The sequence below is a fragment of the Pseudomonas sp. KCJK9058 genome (assembly GCF_046230975.1).
Taxonomy (GTDB): domain Bacteria; phylum Pseudomonadota; class Gammaproteobacteria; order Pseudomonadales; family Pseudomonadaceae; genus Aquipseudomonas; species Aquipseudomonas alloputida.
Window position 1 is genome coordinate 159201 of the sequence record NZ_JBJJLR010000002.1, and the last position, 17837, is coordinate 177037.

A 17837-nucleotide genomic window follows, 5' to 3' on the forward strand; every position below is an offset into this window, starting at 1 on the left:
TTCATTGGAACAGCTGTGTATTCTGTCTCTCCAGTCAAGAATATGAGTTCTAGGTCCGTTCCATGCGTAATCGCGGCAAAATCTATTGGGAATGGGCCAATTCTGCGTTGCATTCCCGCAACTACGATGAGCGCCTTCCCTGCGGCACTTTAATCAACATCCAAGCCCGGCTCTCACTTGAAAACGCCACTCAACTTTTCTTGGGTATCTACGGGAAAAAAGGCGTGCTCTTGCTCGAAGAGGTACACCCTGACTGCCGTGGACAGAAACTGTCTGCGGCGATGACCTGGGCGCTCGAGCGTGCTCACGACTGGGTCGCCAAGGCGTTTCCTGCGCCCAAAGCACCAGGGCCAGAACCACTCCCGCGCAGAGGCTCGCGTCTTCACGGATAACGATGCAGGGAAAACGGAACGCTCGTCAGATCGCTTGAGTCGTATCTCCATCAAAAGCGCATTGAGGCGCCCAGTTGGAGAAAGTGATGAGCCTTCAGTCCACCAGTCATGACCTTTACGTGCATGCCTACCTTGGTTACCAGGCATCGATTTACGTGCTGTGGGAGTCGAGCGTCGAATTTCCCACGGGGATGTTGGTCGAGGTAGGGAAGCCGGGCGCAACGGCGCGAACCCTGCGTGTGAGTCGACCCTTCTCCTCTTCGACAGAAGCCATTCTCGAAGGGAAGGTTATGGCTGAACAGTACGTGGAAAGTCAGAAAAGCGGAGCTTGTTCTGCCAGGTGAGTTCGCCGAGGCCTGCGATCGGACCCACCGCAACCACGGGCAGGTCGACTGCCTTGGAATCTGTACAGCCTTCGATAATGGTATTCCCTGTTCGTCGAGTCGTGCCATTTCAACAGTAACGGCTTGGGCAAGTGCCATTGTGGACGGTGGTGTTACCAGTCGTCGTGCTGCGCGGGTTCCAAGTCGACGCGGTCCCCGAGTCGAAACCCTGCACATCTGTGGTCGATGATGTTGCGCTGCCAGTACTAGGGCCAGCATGGTCTACTACCGCTTCACTGAAGCGGCTGTATCAGCTCGGCGCCTTGGTTGCGCACATTGCCAATGGCTTTGCTCACTCGATACCACTCGAAGGCCTCGGCTGGCTCACCCAGGTTCAGCACCATCTGCTCGGCCTGTTCCCCGGGCATCGCGGTTTGCATCCACTCACGCGCAAGGTCTGGGGCCAAAACCACTGGCCTGCGGTCGTGCACATCCACCATTCCGCCCTGGGCATCGGCCGTAATGATGACGAACCCATCATGCTCGCTGCCAGCGAACTGGCCGATGCTGGCGCAAAGGGAAGGGCGCCCGTCCCGGCGTCGGATGTAGTACGGCTGTTTCTTCGGTCCGCCTTCATCGACCCATTCATACCAGCCGTCGATCGGCGTTATGCCTCGGTGCGGCCAGATCGCCCGGAAGAAGGGGCCGTGTGCCACCTTTTCGACCCTGGCGTTGATCGGCGCGGCACGGTCGGTCGCCCAATGCGGCCGCCAGCCCCATCTCACCAGGTCCGCCCGCGGGCCTGCTTCATCCACTCGCAGCACTGCCACCGGGGTGGTCGGCGCGACGTTGTACCGGCCAAGTGGCTGGTCGCCGACGTTGTTCCGCCAGGCCTCTGGCAGGCTCAGGGTTTCGACAAAGTCGTGTATGCCTCGGTACTGACTCAACCTTCCACACATGCGCAACCCTCCTGCCAGAGCAAGCATAGCGCTTGGGTGTATTGCCGGTGTGGATGACGCCGACGTGGTGCTGTACGCGCAGTTCTGACGGTGCCGGGCTGAATGAGCGCCCCCCCTCCTTCAACACGGCGCCAAGTCTGATCTTCCAGGCGTTATAGGGTCGTTCAAAGGGACCCTTACAAAAATGCAGTACTTACCGCCTTCCATCGATTCAAAGGCCACCAGCTTTTCCACCAGTGCGGCGCTCAAAACCTTGCCGGCGTTAAGCAGCAACATGCCGTTGTCGGCGTTCAGGTTGCGCGCAAGCACCATTCCCGGCGCCAGGTCACGGGTGGTACACACCTTGACTTCAGGGTCCACCAGGGTGATATCGCTGTGGAACGAGGCGCAAACCTGGACGAAATCCTCAAGGAGCGCCGGGTCATACAACCGGTCGGCGTACTTGCGCAGGTAGAGCAAGGCCTCATCGCTGTTCATCTGCCGTTCAAGAATCAAACCCCGTTGCAGCTCAACGAAGTCCACGGCCAGCTTGAGCAAGCGAGCGCCGAACGGGATAGCTTCACCTTTGAGCCGGTCCGGGAAACCGCTGCCGTCCCAGTGCTCCTGATGATGCAGGATCAGGCGCGCGGCATCTTTCATGGGCTCAAGGGTCATCAGCAGCGCTTCACTTTGGCGTGGGTAGTCGCGATAGCGGTCGCGGTCGCCGTGCATCAGCTGGTCCGATGGGGCTACGATCATGCTATCCGGCCAACTCAATTTGCCTATGTTGTACAGCGCCGCAGCCATGACCAGATCGCGGCTTATCGCCTCGTCCAAGGCGTGGACCCGACAGTAGCAACGCACCAGTTCGATGATCTGTCGATTGGTCTGCTTGGCTGGAGGCAGCCGCAGATTAGCCAACATCGAGAACACCTCGGTCCCGGTCACATAGCTGTGTTTCAGTTCTTCGTAGGCCAGATCGAGCATGTCAGCGGTCTGCTGCAGCTCCGCGGTACGGGCTGCAACGCGTTTCTCCAAGTCGTTATTGAGCAGTCTCAACTGGGCGTTCTGCCGACGTGCCAGCAGCTCCAGGCGTTGGCGCTCGCGTTCGGAATGCTGGTGGTCCAGGGCCTGGCGCAAGGTCATCAGCAATTCGTCGTCGTTCCAGGGCTTGCTGATGTAACGGTGGATTTGACCGTCATTGACGGCCTTGATGATTGCGCTTGGGTCGGCATAGCCGGTCAGCAAGATCCTGACGGTCGATGGGTGATGCTGATTGATCTGTGCCAACAAGGTGGCGCCGTCCATCCCGGGCATGCGCGCATCGCTCATCACCAGATCAACCGGGCCCTCGGCCATCTGCGCCAGTGCCTGCTCTCCGCTGGTCGCCAGCTTCACGTCATAGGGTTGGCCACGCAATAGCCGACGCAGACTGTTAAGGATCGACTCCTCGTCGTCTACCAGCAACACGGTCGGCCGATAGGGTGAAATCAGGGGCGGTTGCACGTCCATGGCAGGCCTCACGTGATCGATCGATGGAGGCACTCGAGCTCAACGAGCGCTTAGGTCAAAGGCTAGTTCATTTTTTCGTGACAGGTGCCGGGCAAGGTGTGGCGGGTGGCAGGCAAATTGTCTGGAAGGCATCTAACCTGACGGCATGGCACCACCCTTCTGTAAGTCCGTCAGCCCAGGGAAAAGGATTCTCCCGGATGTCAGCGCGCACAACCTGTCGTTATCGTTCCGCTCTTCACCTGCAGCGCTTGCGCCGTTGTCTGGGCCTGTGGGTGCTGCTCGTTCTGAGCGGAGGCAGCGGGGCGGAGCCGCTGGACGAGCCGCTCAAGCCGCTGCCTCCGATACCCACTCTGGCACCTGGGCGTGTCGAGTTGGGCCGCCAGTTGTTCAACGATCCGCGGTTGTCGCGCAACGGCACACGGTCCTGCGCCAGCTGTCACCGTCTGGACAAGTACGGGGCCGATGACCGGGCGTTTTCCATAGGGGCAGATGGCCTGCCGCTTACGCTCAATACGCCAACGGTACTCAATGCCAGCCTAAATTTCCGACAATTCTGGAATGGCCGGGTCGAGTCACTCGAGGAGCAGGGGGAGGCCGTGATCACCAGCGCTCACGAGATGGGCGGAGACTGGCGCGTGATCGAGCAGCGCATCGCTGCAGACGTGCATTACCGCCAGGCGTTCAAGGATGCCTACCCGGACGCGGTGACAAAGGACAACATCCTCAGCGCGTTGGCCGATTACCAAAGGACGCTTCTTACCCCTGGCGCACGCTTCGATCGTTACCTGCAGGGCGATACCGAGGCGCTTACCCTGGAGGAAAAATATGGCTACCAGCGCTTCAAGGACTATGGCTGCATCGCCTGCCACCAAGGGGTGAATATTGGGGGCAACATGTTCCAGAAATTTGGCGTGTTCGGCGACTACATCGCGGACCGCGGCAACCCCACCGAGGCGGATCAGGGCCGCTTCAACGTGACCGGAGAGGAGGCCGACCGGGGCGTGTTCAAAGTGCCGAGCCTGCGCAATGTGGCGATGACCGCGCCCTATTTTCACGATGGCTCGGCGCCTACACTGGAGCGTGCGATTGACGTGATGTTTCAGTATCAGCTTGGACGAATCCCAAGTGATGAGGACCGCAGGCTCATCATGCTGTTCCTCAAAACCCTTACTGCTGAAAAGGCGGGTCAGCCATGAGGGTGATTTCCCGGCGCACAAGCCTGATTCTATTCAGTGGGTTGGTCCTTGTACTGGCGTCGATGCTGCTGTACCTGTACCTGAATTCCGGGTCAGAGCAGACCCAGACCTACAACGAATCCCGAGATCTCATTCGTCAGCTCAAGCAACAGGATGCTGTGTGGGAAAACGAGGTGCTCAAGGCCCGGGTAGCCGTCTCTCATAACTATGATCCACTCGTGACCCCCCTCAAGGAGATGAAGCGGCTGTGGGCACGATTCGACAGCCGGGAAGCCGAACAAGGGCGCGTTGACGCAGACCAGTGGCGCGATGCCTATGACGGTTTTCTCTCTGCGTTTGGGGAAAAGGCTCGGCTCGTGGAGCAATTCAAATCGCACAATGCCTTGCTGCGAAATTCGTTGGCATTTCTACCCACAGCCGAGGACGGTATTCAGGCCCAGATCAACACCATGCTGGCCCCGAATCGGCCGGAGGTACACGTATTCGTTGCTGACACTTATGACCTGTTGCTAAGTGCCCTGGAGTTCGCGCAGGTTACCTCTGTGGAAAGGGCTGCCGAGACAGAGGTGGGGTTAGGTAACCTGGCTGTTAACGCGCAGAACCTGCCCAAAGAATTCCACACGCCCCTCAATTTGTTGAGTAATCACGTGGCGTTGATCCTGCGCGAGCAACCTGTCGTCAACCGCCTGCTCGAACAGATCGAGGCGATCCCGGTTGCTGAACGCCTGGATACGATCACCAGCCTCCTGGACAGGGATCAACAGCAGGTTGAAAGGATCAACCGTAAAAACCATCTCTACACGTTATGGCTATCCGGCTTGCTGATGTTCTCGGTCATTTGCCTGGCTGCGCTGCTGGTGCGCAGCTTCGCCGAGGTGAGACGGGTCAACAATGCGTTGCAAAGCGCCAATGACGTCCTGGAACAGCGGGTCGAGGATCGCACCCTGGAACTCAGAAACGCTCAGAGCGAATTGCTTAACGCGGCGCGCCAAGCAGGCATGGCGGAGATCGCTACCAATGTGTTGCACAACGTGGGCAACGTGCTCAACAGCGTGAACACATCCTCTGATCTGATCGCTCGAACGTTGCGCAGCAGCAAAACCCAGGGTTTGGGCAAGGCCATGCAACTGTTCCGCGAGCATGCCACTGACATCGGTCGGTTTCTCGACGAGGATCCCAGAGGCCGGTTGCTTCCCGGCTACCTCCACCAGCTGACCGAGGCGATCGCCGAGGAGCAGAAGGAGATGGTGATCGAGCTGGAGCGGATGAACAAGAGCATCGACCACATCAAGGAAGTGGTGGCCACCCAGCAATCCTACGCCGGGGCTAAAAATGTGCCAGTGCCGCTGTCGGTCAACGACCTGGTCGAGGACGCGCTGCGCATGAACGCAGGCGCGTTGATCCGGCATCAGGTGAGGGTAGTGCGCGACTTCGCAGATCTGCCTCTGGTGATGGGCGACCGGCATCGGCTGTTGCTGATACTGATCAACCTGATCAGCAACGCCAAGTACGCCATGTCCGGCCCCGGCAGCGACCCACGGACGATGATCCTCAGGACGCGCATCATTGAGGGGGGCTTGCTGGAAATGAGCGTGCTGGACGAAGGCGAAGGCATTGCGCCCGAAAACCTGCAGAAGATCTTTGCCCATGGCTTCACCACGCGCAAAGACGGGCATGGCTTCGGCTTGCACAGTTGCGCCTTGGCCGCCATCGAGATGAATGGTCACCTGACCGCACACAGCGACGGCCCTGGCCTGGGTGCTGTCTTTACCCTGAGGATCCCGCTGATCGCGGTGACGGAGCCTGCATGAGTGACCTGACCAATCGCCGGATCCTGCTGATTGATGACATGCCGACTATCCACGAGGATTTTCGCAAGATCCTTGCCCCGGCCAAAGCGCAGAACACAGAACTGGACGAGATGGAAGGGTTGTTGTTTGGCGAGCAGATCAAGAACGACCGACCGGTATTCGAACTCGATTCAGCCTATGGCGGTGAGGAAGGGCTCGGCCTGCTGAAGCGTGCGCTGCAGGCCAGCAAGCCTTACGCGTTAGCCTTCGTCGACATGCGTATGCCAGGTGGATGGGATGGCGCTCAAACCATTGAGCACCTGTGGGAAGAGGACCCGCTGTTGCAGGTAGTCGTCTGCACCGCCTACTCGGACTATTCCTGGGATGAGTTGCTCGACCGGCTGCAGGCCCACGATCGCCTGCTGATCCTGAAAAAACCGTTCGACAACATCGAGGTCCAGCAAATGGCCAGCACCTTGCTGACCAAGTGGGAAATGACCCAACGAGCCTCGCTGAAAATGCACCAGCTCGAACAGCGGGTAGAGCGGCGTACCCAGCAACTGACCCAAGCCAGCGAGGCGCTGCAGCAGGAGATCGAGGAGCGCAAGCAGCTGGAAAGCCAGCTGGTGCAATCGGAGAAGCTCGCCTCGTTGGGGCAGATGGCCGCCGGCGTGGCGCACGAGATCAACAATCCGATCGGTTTCGTGTCCTCCAACCTGGGCACTCTGGGAGGGTACTTTCAACAACTGTTAGCGATGCTCGACGCCTATCGCGAGGCCGAACTGATGCTCGGCGCAAACGAAACCACTGGGCGCTTGCAAAGGCTTCGTGAGCAGACTGAGCTGGAATTCCTCATGGAAGACATCCCGATCCTCATCAAGGAGTCCAAGGACGGAATCGGTCGAGTGGCGCATATCGTCAAGGACCTCAAAGACTTCTCGCGCGTTGACAACGCTCAGCAGTGGCAATTAGCCGATTTGCAGCAGGGCATTGACTCCACGCTCAACATCGTCGCGAGCGAGCTGAAACATAAAGCCGACGTGGTAAAACGGTACCAGCCGTTACCCCCTGTCGAATGCCTGCCGTCGCAGATCAACCAAGTGATAATGAACCTTGTGCTCAATGCCGTCCAAGCCATGGGCCCCGAGCGGGGCACCATCACATTGGGCACTGTTCATCAAGGCGCCTGGGTGTGCATCGACGTTGCGGATACAGGCGCTGGGATAGCACCGGAGAACATCAAGAAAATCTTCGATCCTTTTTTCACCACCAAGCCCGTCGGCCAAGGAACCGGGCTAGGCCTGTCCCTTTCCTACGGCATTGTAAAGAAACACGGAGGAGAGATATCCGTATCAAGCCAGGTCGGAGTGGGAACAACGTTTCGTGTACAACTGCCGGTTAAGCAGAGCGCAACGCTGTGACAGGGCACACAAGGTGGGTATACCACAACCCAACTAGGGCAGGGGGCGTGCACCGGCGATGCCGCCAACCAGTCAATGTTTTGCGGTGGCGAGTAGCCGATAGCGTAAGAAGGGCGTGCCGTCGATATCCACCTCTGCGTCAAGGCAAAACCCCAGGCGAAGAATACCTTTGATTCGAGTTCTGGTTAATGGAAGCAATAGGGTAATGGACGCTAGCCCCATCTCCTGGAAAGCGCGCCGTACGATCTCATCGAAAATCACTCTGCCAAGCCCCCAGTAGTCTGGATGAAGCACCAAGGCAAGATCAGCGTCGCCGTCTTCCTGCTGCAGGCCACCCCAGCCGGCGAATTGACCGTCAACGAAAAAAGCCCAGGGACCATAGCCATTCAGTGCCCATTGGGCCTCTTTTTGGGCAACCCACACCTTGCATTTGCGTTCGTCAAAGTCGGGACGACCCAAGGGCATTTGGCGCAAGACATCGGGGTTGTTGTTGAGTGCGATGATGTCGGCGATGGGGGCGTCGCTCAGACGCCGGAAATGCAGCTGCATGATGTGCCTTGTCGAACGGCTTTAAACCTGATTTATAGCGCCTGCCATTGCCCCTTTTCAATCTTCAGATTCGTACCAGCTGAGACAATTCATGACATCGAAGAAACTGGGCCGAATACTCCGACGCTGAGTTCTGCGCCCTGGCCGAACGGTATTAGGCAGGATCGATGCATAGGCCGCCAATGGCGCGGCCTGAGGCCCGATTCACGCGCTAGACCACCGCGCCAAACAAGTGCCCCACCAGTGCCGTGACGCCCATGGCCAACGCCCCCCAGAAGGTCACCCGCCAGGCGCCCGTCATGATGCTGGCCCCGCCAGCCTTGGCGGCAATAGCCCCCAATGACCCGAGAAATACCAATGACATGCCCGATATCCAGGGGCCCACGCTGTGCTCCGGTGCGACAAACGTCACCGCCAGCGGCAAGGCGGCGCCCACCACGAAGCTCGCGGCGGACGCCAGGGCGGCCTGCAACGGTTTGGCGGTGAGCGTGGCGCTGATGCCCAGTTCGTCGCGGGCGTGGGAGCCCAATGCGTCATGGGCCATCAATTGATCGGCCACTTGATGTGCCAGCTCGGGTGCTACCCCACGCTGCATGTAGATGTTGGCGAGTTCGGCGTGCTCAGCTTTCGGGTCGCTGGCCAGTTCTGCCCGTTCGCGGGACAGGTCCGCCCGCTCGGTATCGGCCTGGGAGTGCACCGAAATGTACTCGCCAGCGGCCATGGACATGGCCCCGGCCATCAGCCCCGCCATTCCGGTGACCAGCAACGTGGCGTGGCTGGCGTTGGCCGCCGCGACCCCAATCAGCAGGCTGGCGGTAGAGACAATGCCGTCGTTGGCACCCAGGACAGCGGCGCGTAGCCAGCCGATACGATCACTTCTGTGTGCCTCGGTGTGCCTGTGCATGAATTTCATTGTTTGACGCGGCTCCCTGTCATCAGGCGGTTCACGTTGCACGGGTGCCGAGCGGGCCGGCAGCCGGCGTCAGCGGGCTTCAATTTGCACCTGCAGCTGTCCGCCGACAATGGATATTTCCCTGAACTGCTCACCTTCGCGCAGCACGAACAGTGCGTCCATCCCGCGTTCCTGAGCCAGACGAGGGCCCTCGGTTTCGCCCAGGACCATCAGCGCCGTGGCCCAGGCATCGGCGAGCATGCACGAGGTCGCCACCACGGTAACGGCGGCGAGCGCGTTGCACAGTGGTGCGCCGGTGGCCGGGTTCATGGTGTGAGCATAGGACTGACCGGCTATGTCGACCCACTGCCGGTAGTCCCCGGAGGTCGCGATTGACATATCGCTAAGCGCCATGACGCCCATGACTTCCCGCACGCCCCTTTTGGGCTTTTCCAGCGCCACGACCCAGCATTGTCCGTCAGGTTTGACGCCCCGGGCGCGCATCTCGCCATCGATACCGACCAAGTACCGCGTGATACCTGAACCTTCCAGGCAACGGGCCAGTTCATCCACGCCAAACCCTTTGGCAATCCCACTCAAGTCAAGGCTCAGCGGCACGCGCTTGCGCACCTGGTTGCGTTGTGGCTCAACCTCCAATGCGCCGCTGGCTAACAGCCGGGTGCGCGGCGCAGGGGAATCGATCACCTGCGTTGTGACCTGCCGCGCCGCTGGGCCGAAGCCCCACGCGCTCACCAGGTCACCGACAGCGATGTCGAAGGCGCCGCCGGATTGCCGGCTGACGCGCAATGCAGCAGACAGCACCGTGACCAGTTCCTTGGGCACCGATACCCATTCCTGCTCGGGGGCGGCATTGAGGCGGTTAAGGTCCGACTCGGGTTTCCAGGTGGACATTTGCTGGTCCACCCGGGCCACGGCGCGGGCCAACTGCTGGCCAAGTTCGTCGGTATCCATCCCGGCCCCGGCATAAAACAGGGCGGTGTAGCGGGTGCCCATGGTTTCGCCGTTCAGGCTATAACGCTGCAACTCAGTAGACATCTTCACGGTAGCGTCCTTGTGCCTTGAGGATCAGCACGCTGAGGTTGAGGGGCGCCAAGACTTCATCCAGGGCCTGCATCACGCCTTTGGCCATTTCGCGACTGCCACACACCAGCACTTGGGCACCTTTTTCAATCAGCCGGCGCAAGGCGAGGGCATCACTGATCAGCCGGTCTTGTACGTAGCTGCGCTCCTGGACTTGAGAAAAGGCGGCGTGCAATTGCGTCAGGCGGCGGTCCGACAAGTATTGGTTGAGCTCCGGTTCGTAGAGAAAGTCCGAGGCCGGGTTGCGCCCGCCCCAATACAGGTGCATCGGGTGTCGGGCCTTGTTGTCGCGGATAAAACCGGCCAAAGGGCCAATACCGGTACCGGCGCCGATCAGAATTACCGGGTGCGTGCCCGATGCCGGACGAAATTGCGGGTTGGGCTGAATGAAGGCGTCAATCTGCGCGCCAATGTCCAGGCCGTGAAGAAACTCCGAGCACATGCCCCCGTTGTGTTTACGCACACAGATCTCCAGCACGCCGTCCTGGGCGCCACTGGCCAGCGAGTAGAAGCGCGGGATTGGGCTGCCCGGGGGCAGAATACCGACTAGGTCGCCGGCCAGAAAATTCGGCAGTCCGCCGCGAGCGTTGAAGCGCAGGACATGGGTCGGTGCATTGACCTGTTCGCCATAGGCAATCCGCTCTGTCAGCTCCAATGAATGGGTGCGCGGCTGCTGCGGGGTGTGAACCAGCGCCAGCGCCTGCCCCAACACGTCGCCCAGCGCGTGGCCCCAACGCGCAAACGCCTGAGGGCACTGGCGGTTGACTGTCTCCAGCCCCAGCAATGGCGAGCCACCGGCCTGCAACATCGCATGCTGCACTTGATGGGCGTACCGACAGAATCGCGCAAATTGGCGGTCGCCCAGGCCCAGTACTGCAAAGGGTAGGCCGGGCTTGACGCCGGTTTTGGCCAGCCGCGTCAGGAACTGCGAAGCCGAGGCCGGCGCATCGCCGTCACCGTGGGTCGCGGTGAGGATGAACACTCGTTTGGTATTAGGGTAATCGCCCAACCAGTCATTCATCGCCGCGCTGTGCACCTGATGGCCGCTCTGGTGCAAGGCGTCATGCAAGGTTTTGGCAAAACCCCAGGTGCTGTTGTTTTCACTGCCCACCAGAATCACGCTGTCGGCGGCATGAGCAGGGCTGTTGTGGCGGAGGCGCGGGCCAGCTTTGCGGCGGCGCCACCATAACAGAATGCCGGTCACGCTCATCAACGGCACGCAGAGGGCGCAGAGCCCGAGCAGCAGGCCCAGCCACCAGAGGCCTTCGCCAGTGTGCAACTGGTAGATCAATTCATAGAGGTTGAGCATTGGGTCGTGGGCTTGATAGGACAGCAAGGCGCCGCTGGCCTGGTCCACGTAGCCATCGCCCTGTGCTGTGCGCAGGGAAAACACATCGCGAGGGTTGCCGGGGCTCGGGTAGACCAGCTCGCGCAGGTCGTTCAGGTCGGTGGCTTGCAAGGCCTGCAGTTTTGTCACCGGCAAGGCCGGGCCGGCGCTGACGTGGGCAGGGAAGGCGGGTTCAGCTTGACTGCCGTCGGCGATAAAACCAAACGTGGTGGCGGACAGGTAGGCCCCGCTCAGTGCCGACAACAACAGCCCGAGCAAGGCCAGTCGCCCGACTTCAGCATGCCAGCGCTGGCTGAAAGTGCCCCGCAGCGGCCGTAGCAGGTTGCGCCAGCCACCCAGGCGTCGGGCCAGCAATAGCGCGCCGGACACTGACAGCGCCAGCATGAGCAGGGCACCAACACCCGACACCCCATGGCCCGGCGTGCCAAGGAACAGCGAGCGGTGCAGGTCTTTCACCCAGCGGGTGAACGCGGATGGCTCGTAAGGGGCGAGCCCTTGGCCGGTCAGTGGGTCGACCTTCTCCGCCCCGGCCTTGCCGTTCTGGTTGTAGTAGACGATCACCGTGCCGGACGCTGAGCGCTGGATCTGCTCCACCCCCGTAAAGTGGTTGGCCACGCGCCCGGCAAGTTGGCCGACGTTGAGTTGCCCGGCAGAAGTGGACGTGCTGTGCAGACGCTCCAGCGCCGGCTCGACAGACAGAATCGCGCCGCTGATGGCCAATACCATGACCAACAGGGCGGCGATCAGGCCAGGAAGGGAATGGAACTGACGAAGCATGTTCAGCCTCCGGAGGTGGCGGGTGCTACAGGTCGTAAGTAAAGGCGTCGACGTAGGCATTGCCGGTCGCGGGCTTGCCTGCGCCCTTGGAGGTCAGCGGCACGCTGACATCGCCGCGGGCGTCGCGTTTGTCCTCGACGGCGCTGTCGATGCGGATCTGATACCCGGCATCAATCAGCGTGTCCGCCAGTTCTACGCTGACTTTCAGCGTGCCCCCACTGCCGACGCTGGCGCCGCTGACCCCGTCGAATTCGCTCGGGTTCATCCCGCTGCCCCGGGCCCAGTCGGCCAGGTGCTTGTAATATTTGGCCTTCTTGCCGGCCACCCAGAGGGTTTTCTGGTACTGGCCATTGGCGTCGGTGACGTAGATCGCCAGGTAGGCATCATTGCCGCTGTAGTCCTTGAGCTGCGTGGTCAGGGTCACTTCACGGGCCTGGGCCAGCGCCGGTAGGGTAATGGCGCCGATGAGGCAGGTTGCTGCGATGATCTTCTTCATGAGCGTGTCCTCTTGATCGTCAGGTCGAGAGCCTGGACCTGCCGGCTGACAGCAACCTGAACGGCAGGAAAACTCATAGACAGGTGAGTTGTCATTCGGCGAGCGGGCTGCCGAGATAGTCATTGGCATCGCCGTCATTGCGCAAATGGACCTCGAGTGTCTTCAGGCGCAGCGATGCCGGGGAGTAGCTGGCTTCGATGTCATTGCCCTTGCGGTCCAGGCCCTTGAGTTCGTAACAGCCGTCGTCGACCTTGATGCGCTGCACGCGCCAGCCGTATTGCCGCTCTACCTGCTGACGCAAGGTTTCGCGAGGCTGCCAGTCGCTTACTGGGTCGCTGCAGTCGTCACCGGCCAGGGCGTAACCGCTGACCAGCAAGCCCAACAGCGTGGCATTGGCAATAAAACCGGATTTCATGACTTGTCTCCTGTCGAGGGCGGCGTCTGTGGCATAACCTAAAGTGCCTACCTGACAGCCAGCTGAATCTTCAGATTCACATCAGGCAAGGCGATTAAGGTGCTGCAAGGCAACCATCTCAGGAGATGTCAGATGCGGGTTCTATTGGTTGAGGACGCTCCAGGCCTGGGTGAAGCGGTGCGCGAACAAATTGCCGATGACGGCCACGCCGTCGATTGGGTACAGCGCCTGGACCACGCGCGCAACAGCGTCCGCACCACGCCTTACGACCTGATCTTGCTGGACCTGATGCTTCCGGACGGGCGCGGGTTGGACTTTCTGCGTCAACAACGCGCGGCAGGAGACGTGACCCCCGTGATTATCCTGACCGCCCAGGATCAGATTTCCGATCGTATCGCCGGCCTGAACGCTGGCGCCGATGACTACCTGGTCAAACCGTTCGACCTGTTTGAACTCTCGGCCCGCGTGGCAGCGGTGGGTCGCCGTTATAGCGGCAACCCCAATCCACAGATCAAACTCGGTGATTTGCAGGTCGACATGAGTGCCCGCACGGTGCAGCGGGGCAGTGCGACGGTGGACCTCACGGCGCGGGAATGGGCGCTGTTCGAAGCGTTTGTGCAGCGCCCCAGCGCACTGCTGTCAAAGTCGCAGCTCGAAGAGCGGCTGTATGCGTTCGGCGCTGAAATCGAGAGCAATACCATCGAGGTATACATCAGCCGTCTACGTAAAAAACTCGGACGCGAACTGATCGAAACCGTGCGAGGCATGGGCTACCGGTTAATGTCCGCATGAAGCCGTCTTCGAGCCTGCAGATACGTCTCGGCCTGGGGCTGACGCTTGGTATGACCTTACTCTGGCTGGTAGCGACAGTGGGGGCCTGGCTCGTGGTGCGGCATGAGTTGAACGAAGCGTTCGATAGCGCCTTGGAAGAGACAGCACAACGCATCCTGCCCTTGGCTGTGCTGGAAATCAGCAATCGGGAAGAATCCCGGACTGCACAACACGTCGCGACGCTGAAGATGCACAAGGAGTACCTGACTTACCTGGTGCGCGACGCCAAGGGCAAGATCCTGATGCAATCTCACGACGCCAACCCGGAGATTTTCAACCGACAACCGTCTGAAGGTTTTTCCACTTCTGAAAAATACCGATTGTATGGCGCTAGCGCATTGCGCCAGACACTGTTCATCGAGATGGCCGAACCGCTTGGTCATCGTCGTGAAGCCGCGCGGGAGGCCTTGTTTGCGTTGTTGTTGCCTCTAATGGTGTTGATTCCTGTCAGCCTGGCGGGCACTTGGTTGTTTGTACGTTTCAGCCTGCGCAGCGTGCGGGCTTATCGTCGTGCCATTGAAACGCGCGGTGTGGGTGACTTGTCGCCGATCAAGGTGGCGCACCTGCCAGCAGAAATCGATCCGTTGGCGGAGGCGGTCAATCACCTGCTGGAGCGCTTACGCAACGCCCTTGAGGCCGAGCGCAGCTTTACCGCCAACAGCGCTCACGAGCTGCGCACACCATTGGCCTCGACCCTGGCGCAGATCCAGCGGTTACACCACGAAGCGCCGGAAGGTCCGCTGCGACTGCGTGCGCAGAAGATCGAGCAGGCGTTGCGCGAGCTTTCAAGGCTTTCAGAAAAGCTCATGCAGTTGGCCAAAGCGGAGGGCGGCGGGCTGTTGTCCGAAACGCCACAAGACCTGATTCCGTTGCTTGCCCACGGCGTCGACGAGTGGAACCAGCGCAGCGGGCAGCGCATCGAGTTGCAGTTGCCAAGTCAGGCCGGCGTGTACTCGATCATTGACCCGGACGCGTTTGGCATCCTGCTGCGCAACCTGATTGAGAATGCGCTGAAGTATGGTGCAACGGACCAACCGGTCGAAGTCAGTCTCACCGATCAGGCACAGCTGCGGGTAGTCAACAGCGGCCCGGCAGTGCCGCAGTCTGTATTAGAGCACCTGACCGAGCGTTTTGTGCGCGGTCACAGTGAGATCAGTGGTTCAGGGCTGGGCTTGGCGATTGCCAAAACCATCGTGCAGGGGGTAAACGCGCGCATGGCATTGTTCTCCCCGGCAACAGGTCGACGCGATGGGTTTGAAGTCTGCATCTGGTTACCGCTTGCCCCATCCTGAAAGACCCTGGAACTCACTACGTTCAACAGTGCTTTCCTGATACCCGAGCCTTGGTCAGGTTGAATGTAAGGAGATGAAGGCGTGCATCTAACGATCCTTGCTCAGGCAGAACGGGGATGGTCACGCGACTAAGCACTCAGCGCCCGTTTCAACACGTCGTAAATTTTGGCATCACCTGATTGGGCAACGTTGAAACGGAGGAAATCACCCGCAGCCATCGACTGGCTGAACGCGTTACCAGGCGCCAGCACTACACCTTCATTCAAGCAAGCCCGAGCCAGCGTTGCTGCATCCTTGCCTTGAGGGAGTTGGCACCAGACGTACATGCCTGACTGGGGCGTTATCCAGGGCTCGATGCCAATGGCCCGAAGCCTCGCTACCGTTCTGTCCATAGCCTCGGCCAGCCTGAGGCGAACACTTTCCATGTGTTTCCGGTACCCGCTGTCGGTAATCGCCAGATGGATGATGTCCGCGGCCAGGCGGCCACCCCCGAATGTGGTCGCAATCTTGAGATCGACCAGGCTCTCGATCCAGTCACTGCGAGCCGCGATGTAGCCGCATCGAATCGAAGCGGAGATGGTCTTGGAAAAGCTACCGATCTGGATGACACGAGAGAGGCCATCGAAGGCAGACAGCCGTGGCGCTGGCGCACTCTCGAAATCCCCGAAGATGTCGTCCTCTACAATCACCAGGCTGGAGTTGTCGGCCAGCTTCAGCAACCTGTGTGCCGTGACCGGAGACAGGGTAGCGCCGGTCGGGTTGTGAATGCCTGAATTGGTTATGTACAACCGGGGAGAATGCGCGAGCAGCGCCGCGCCGAAAGCATCGATGTCCGGGCCCGTCGCGGTGTAGGGAACGCCTACGATGTTCACCCTGTGCGCTTTCAGCAATGCGTGAAAATTGAAATAGCAGGGGTCGTCGACCAGCACAGTGTCCCCCGGCTCAAGCAGAAAACGGCAGATCAGGTCGATGGCGTGGGTGCCGGACTCAGTGAGCATGATCTGTTCAAGAGGGGCTTCGACCCCGATCCCTGTCAGCTTGCGTGACAGGAACTGCCTGAGCGGCAGATGCCCAAGTGGCGAGGCGTACTCCGTCAGTTTGGACGTGTCTGAACGGGCAACGGTGCGAAGCGCCTTGCGCAAGCCGGCTTCGAACATCCAGGAGGCCGGTAGCCACCCGCACCCCGGTTTCAACGCATCGCTAGCGGTGTCTAGAGACTGGCGCGAGATCCACAGCGGGTCCACTTCACGATCAAGTCTTGGGCCGAGTTCGGTGAGCACCAGGGGTGCCACTGGCCCGGCTACGTAAAAGCCGGAGCCAGGGCGAGAGTTGAGTACACCCTCTGCCATCAACCTTTCATAGGCCTCAAGCACCGTAGAAACCGACACTTGCATGGCCTGAGCCATCGCGCGGACCGAGGGGATTCTCGCGCCCGGGGTGTAGGTTCGAGAGGCTATCCGCGACTGGATCTCACCCATGACAGTTCGAATTCGCGTTGCGCTCCGTTTCATCACACCCTCAACTGTGCTGGATAAATATGCCTAACAGTTCGGTTTAAGTGTATTGGATTGTACATGGCCTGGGCGAGCCTGTCGGTGATGTACTGAACCTTGGCTTATCGAGGACTTACCGATGGAAAAATCAGCAAGCGGATGGCTCAATGGTTTCATAGGCGTCGCCATCTTTGCAGGCTCGTTGCCGGCCACCCGAGTGGCAGTCACGGCTTTCGAACCTACGTTCCTGACCTGTGCCAGGGCAACAATTGCCGCCATGCTGGGTGCGCTTTTCCTGATCGTGCTACGGCAGCCTCGCCCCAAACGGGGGGATTTGTCGCCATTGGCCGTAACAGCGCTCGGCGTCGTTATCGGTTTCCCGCTACTGACAGCATTCGCCCTCCAGCACATCACCTCTGCTCATTCCATTGTTTTTGTCGGGCTCCTGCCATTGTGTACCGCAGTATTTGCGGTTCTGCGGGGCGGTGAGCGACCTCGGCCACTGTTCTGGTTGTGCTCGTTGACAGGTGCCGGGCTGGTCGTTGGCTATGCCTTGATGAACGGAGGCGAGGCATCGGCGGTGGGCGATCTGCTGATGTTGGCTGCGGTTGTGGTCTGTGGTTTGGGCTATGCCGAAGGGGCGCGCCTCTCGCGGACATTGGGTGGTTGGCAGGTAATCAGTTGGGCATTGCTTGTAGCGTTACCGGTCATGCTGCTGCTGACGGTGGTCAATCTTCCAGCCCCTGATGACTTTGCCAGGGTAAGTGCTCCTGCATGGCTCAGCTTTGGCTACGTTTCACTGTTCAGCATGCTGATCGGGTTTGTCTTCTGGTACCGAGGGCTCGTCCAGGGGGGGATTGCGGCTGTGGGTCAACTGCAACTCTTTCAGCCGTTCATGGGGCTTGGGCTGGCAGCGTTGCTTTTGCACGAGCATGTCAGCTGGACGATGCTGCTCGTGACGCTGGGGGCTGTCATCTGTGTTTACGGGGCCAGGAAATATGCCTAAGCACAGCGTCATGCCCAGTCAAACAGTTGGGTATAGCCCCCGCCGTCTGACCCCGGGCTGAGTTG

The 17837-nt window shown here is 60.0% G+C and carries 16 protein-coding genes; 7 read left to right on the forward strand and 9 right to left on the reverse strand.

Annotated features, from left to right (window positions below; all coding sequences use genetic code 11):
* The first annotated feature begins 478 nt into the window (after positions 1-478).
* Positions 479-736 carry a hypothetical protein gene (locus ACK59Z_RS02655; RefSeq protein ID WP_100773845.1) on the forward strand — a complete coding sequence of 86 codons (258 nt, stop codon included), beginning with the start codon at positions 479-481 and terminating at the stop codon, positions 734-736.
* Positions 737-1008: 272 nt separating this feature from the next.
* On the opposite strand, the gene ACK59Z_RS02660 is transcribed toward ACK59Z_RS02655, so the two are convergent.
* Together ACK59Z_RS02660 and ACK59Z_RS02665 are read right to left on the reverse strand one after the other, a co-directional pair.
* Positions 1009-1674 carry an SOS response-associated peptidase gene (locus ACK59Z_RS02660; protein ID WP_108191041.1) on the reverse strand — a complete coding sequence of 222 codons (666 nt, stop codon included), beginning with the start codon at positions 1672-1674 and terminating at the stop codon, positions 1009-1011.
* A 120-nt stretch (positions 1675-1794) separates the two neighbouring features.
* Positions 1795-3165, reverse strand: a complete 1371-nt coding sequence (locus ACK59Z_RS02665) for an HD domain-containing phosphohydrolase (RefSeq protein ID WP_409292337.1) — start codon at positions 3163-3165, stop codon at positions 1795-1797.
* Between the two features lie 197 nt (positions 3166-3362).
* Here ACK59Z_RS02665 and ACK59Z_RS02670 point away from each other — a divergent pair, with 197 nt between their 5' ends.
* Genes ACK59Z_RS02670 through ACK59Z_RS02680 form a run of 3 tightly spaced genes read left to right on the forward strand, consistent with a single transcriptional unit; the run spans position 3363 to position 7572 of the window.
* Complete coding sequence (locus ACK59Z_RS02670; protein ID WP_108191042.1) at positions 3363-4361, forward strand: cytochrome-c peroxidase; 999 nt, start codon at positions 3363-3365, stop codon at positions 4359-4361.
* Entirely contained in the window at positions 4358-6172 is a 1815-nt protein-coding gene (locus ACK59Z_RS02675; RefSeq protein ID WP_108191043.1) for a DAHL domain-containing protein, read from the forward strand. Before ACK59Z_RS02670 ends, ACK59Z_RS02675 begins: the two co-directional genes overlap by 4 nt.
* Positions 6169-7572 (forward strand): ATP-binding protein, encoded by a 1404-nt coding sequence (locus ACK59Z_RS02680; protein WP_003248156.1) that lies wholly within the window; start codon positions 6169-6171, stop codon positions 7570-7572. Before ACK59Z_RS02675 ends, ACK59Z_RS02680 begins: the two co-directional genes overlap by 4 nt.
* 72 nt (positions 7573-7644) lie before the next feature.
* On the opposite strand, the gene ACK59Z_RS02685 is transcribed toward ACK59Z_RS02680, so the two are convergent.
* The 6 genes from ACK59Z_RS02685 to ACK59Z_RS02710 all read right to left on the reverse strand — a co-directional run bounded on the left by ACK59Z_RS02685 (position 7645) and on the right by ACK59Z_RS02710 (position 13150).
* A complete protein-coding gene (locus tag ACK59Z_RS02685) occupies positions 7645-8121 on the reverse strand; it encodes a GNAT family N-acetyltransferase (RefSeq protein ID WP_108191044.1) in 477 nt (158 codons plus the stop codon).
* 211 nt (positions 8122-8332) lie between these two features.
* Positions 8333-9034, reverse strand: coding sequence for a VIT family protein (locus ACK59Z_RS02690; RefSeq protein WP_003248160.1), 702 nt, complete (start codon positions 9032-9034; stop codon positions 8333-8335).
* A gap of 69 nt (positions 9035-9103) precedes the next feature.
* Positions 9104-10069 carry an FAD:protein FMN transferase gene (locus ACK59Z_RS02695; RefSeq protein ID WP_047604930.1) on the reverse strand — a complete coding sequence of 322 codons (966 nt, stop codon included), beginning with the start codon at positions 10067-10069 and terminating at the stop codon, positions 9104-9106.
* Positions 10059-12239: a PepSY domain-containing protein gene (locus ACK59Z_RS02700; RefSeq protein ID WP_108191046.1), complete on the reverse strand. Its 2181-nt coding sequence runs from the start codon at positions 12237-12239 to the stop codon at positions 10059-10061. The genes ACK59Z_RS02695 and ACK59Z_RS02700 overlap by 11 nt, the downstream gene beginning before the upstream one ends.
* 25 nt (positions 12240-12264) lie before the next feature.
* On the reverse strand, positions 12265-12735 hold the full coding sequence (locus tag ACK59Z_RS02705; protein ID WP_003248166.1) for a DUF2271 domain-containing protein: 471 nt from the start codon (positions 12733-12735) through the stop codon (positions 12265-12267).
* Positions 12736-12826: 91 nt separating this feature from the next.
* Positions 12827-13150 carry a PepSY domain-containing protein gene (locus ACK59Z_RS02710; RefSeq protein ID WP_003248168.1) on the reverse strand — a complete coding sequence of 108 codons (324 nt, stop codon included), beginning with the start codon at positions 13148-13150 and terminating at the stop codon, positions 12827-12829.
* Between the two features lie 132 nt (positions 13151-13282).
* On the opposite strand from ACK59Z_RS02710, the gene ACK59Z_RS02715 reads away from it, so the two are divergent.
* Positions 13283-13942, forward strand: coding sequence for a response regulator transcription factor (locus ACK59Z_RS02715; RefSeq protein WP_003248169.1), 660 nt, complete (start codon positions 13283-13285; stop codon positions 13940-13942).
* Positions 13939-15273 carry a HAMP domain-containing sensor histidine kinase gene (locus tag ACK59Z_RS02720; protein ID WP_014756475.1) on the forward strand — a complete coding sequence of 445 codons (1335 nt, stop codon included), beginning with the start codon at positions 13939-13941 and terminating at the stop codon, positions 15271-15273. The genes ACK59Z_RS02715 and ACK59Z_RS02720 overlap by 4 nt, the downstream gene beginning before the upstream one ends.
* 128 nt (positions 15274-15401) lie before the next feature.
* Here the strand turns inward: ACK59Z_RS02720 and ACK59Z_RS02725 are convergent, their stop codons facing one another.
* Complete coding sequence (locus ACK59Z_RS02725) at positions 15402-16784, reverse strand: PLP-dependent aminotransferase family protein (RefSeq protein ID WP_409292341.1); 1383 nt, start codon at positions 16782-16784, stop codon at positions 15402-15404.
* Positions 16785-16905: 121 nt separating this feature from the next.
* Here ACK59Z_RS02725 and ACK59Z_RS02730 point away from each other — a divergent pair, with 121 nt between their 5' ends.
* The gene (locus ACK59Z_RS02730; RefSeq protein ID WP_003248175.1) at positions 16906-17772 is read left to right on the forward strand and encodes a DMT family transporter; all 867 of its coding nucleotides are present in this window, start codon (positions 16906-16908) and stop codon (positions 17770-17772) included.
* The last annotated feature ends 65 nt before the right edge of the window (positions 17773-17837 follow it).

What these genes read in the sequence shown, in the direction of transcription:
- ACK59Z_RS02655 (WP_100773845.1), top strand. Translation starts at nt 479, where the DNA reads ATGAGCCTTCAGTCCACCAGTCATGACCTTTACGTGCATGCCTACCTT.
- ACK59Z_RS02660 (WP_108191041.1), bottom strand. Translation starts at nt 1,674, where the DNA reads ATGTGTGGAAGGTTGAGTCAGTACCGAGGCATACACGACTTTGTCGAA.
- ACK59Z_RS02665 (WP_409292337.1), bottom strand. Translation starts at nt 3,165, where the DNA reads ATGGACGTGCAACCGCCCCTGATTTCACCCTATCGGCCGACCGTGTTG.
- ACK59Z_RS02670 (WP_108191042.1), top strand. Translation starts at nt 3,363, where the DNA reads ATGTCAGCGCGCACAACCTGTCGTTATCGTTCCGCTCTTCACCTGCAG.
- ACK59Z_RS02675 (WP_108191043.1), top strand. Translation starts at nt 4,358, where the DNA reads ATGAGGGTGATTTCCCGGCGCACAAGCCTGATTCTATTCAGTGGGTTG.
- ACK59Z_RS02680 (WP_003248156.1), top strand. Translation starts at nt 6,169, where the DNA reads ATGAGTGACCTGACCAATCGCCGGATCCTGCTGATTGATGACATGCCG.
- ACK59Z_RS02685 (WP_108191044.1), bottom strand. Translation starts at nt 8,121, where the DNA reads ATGCAGCTGCATTTCCGGCGTCTGAGCGACGCCCCCATCGCCGACATC.
- ACK59Z_RS02690 (WP_003248160.1), bottom strand. Translation starts at nt 9,034, where the DNA reads ATGAAATTCATGCACAGGCACACCGAGGCACACAGAAGTGATCGTATC.
- ACK59Z_RS02695 (WP_047604930.1), bottom strand. Translation starts at nt 10,069, where the DNA reads ATGTCTACTGAGTTGCAGCGTTATAGCCTGAACGGCGAAACCATGGGC.
- ACK59Z_RS02700 (WP_108191046.1), bottom strand. Translation starts at nt 12,239, where the DNA reads ATGCTTCGTCAGTTCCATTCCCTTCCTGGCCTGATCGCCGCCCTGTTG.
- ACK59Z_RS02705 (WP_003248166.1), bottom strand. Translation starts at nt 12,735, where the DNA reads ATGAAGAAGATCATCGCAGCAACCTGCCTCATCGGCGCCATTACCCTA.
- ACK59Z_RS02710 (WP_003248168.1), bottom strand. Translation starts at nt 13,150, where the DNA reads ATGAAATCCGGTTTTATTGCCAATGCCACGCTGTTGGGCTTGCTGGTC.
- ACK59Z_RS02715 (WP_003248169.1), top strand. Translation starts at nt 13,283, where the DNA reads ATGCGGGTTCTATTGGTTGAGGACGCTCCAGGCCTGGGTGAAGCGGTG.
- ACK59Z_RS02720 (WP_014756475.1), top strand. Translation starts at nt 13,939, where the DNA reads ATGAAGCCGTCTTCGAGCCTGCAGATACGTCTCGGCCTGGGGCTGACG.
- ACK59Z_RS02725 (WP_409292341.1), bottom strand. Translation starts at nt 16,784, where the DNA reads ATGAAACGGAGCGCAACGCGAATTCGAACTGTCATGGGTGAGATCCAG.
- ACK59Z_RS02730 (WP_003248175.1), top strand. Translation starts at nt 16,906, where the DNA reads ATGGAAAAATCAGCAAGCGGATGGCTCAATGGTTTCATAGGCGTCGCC.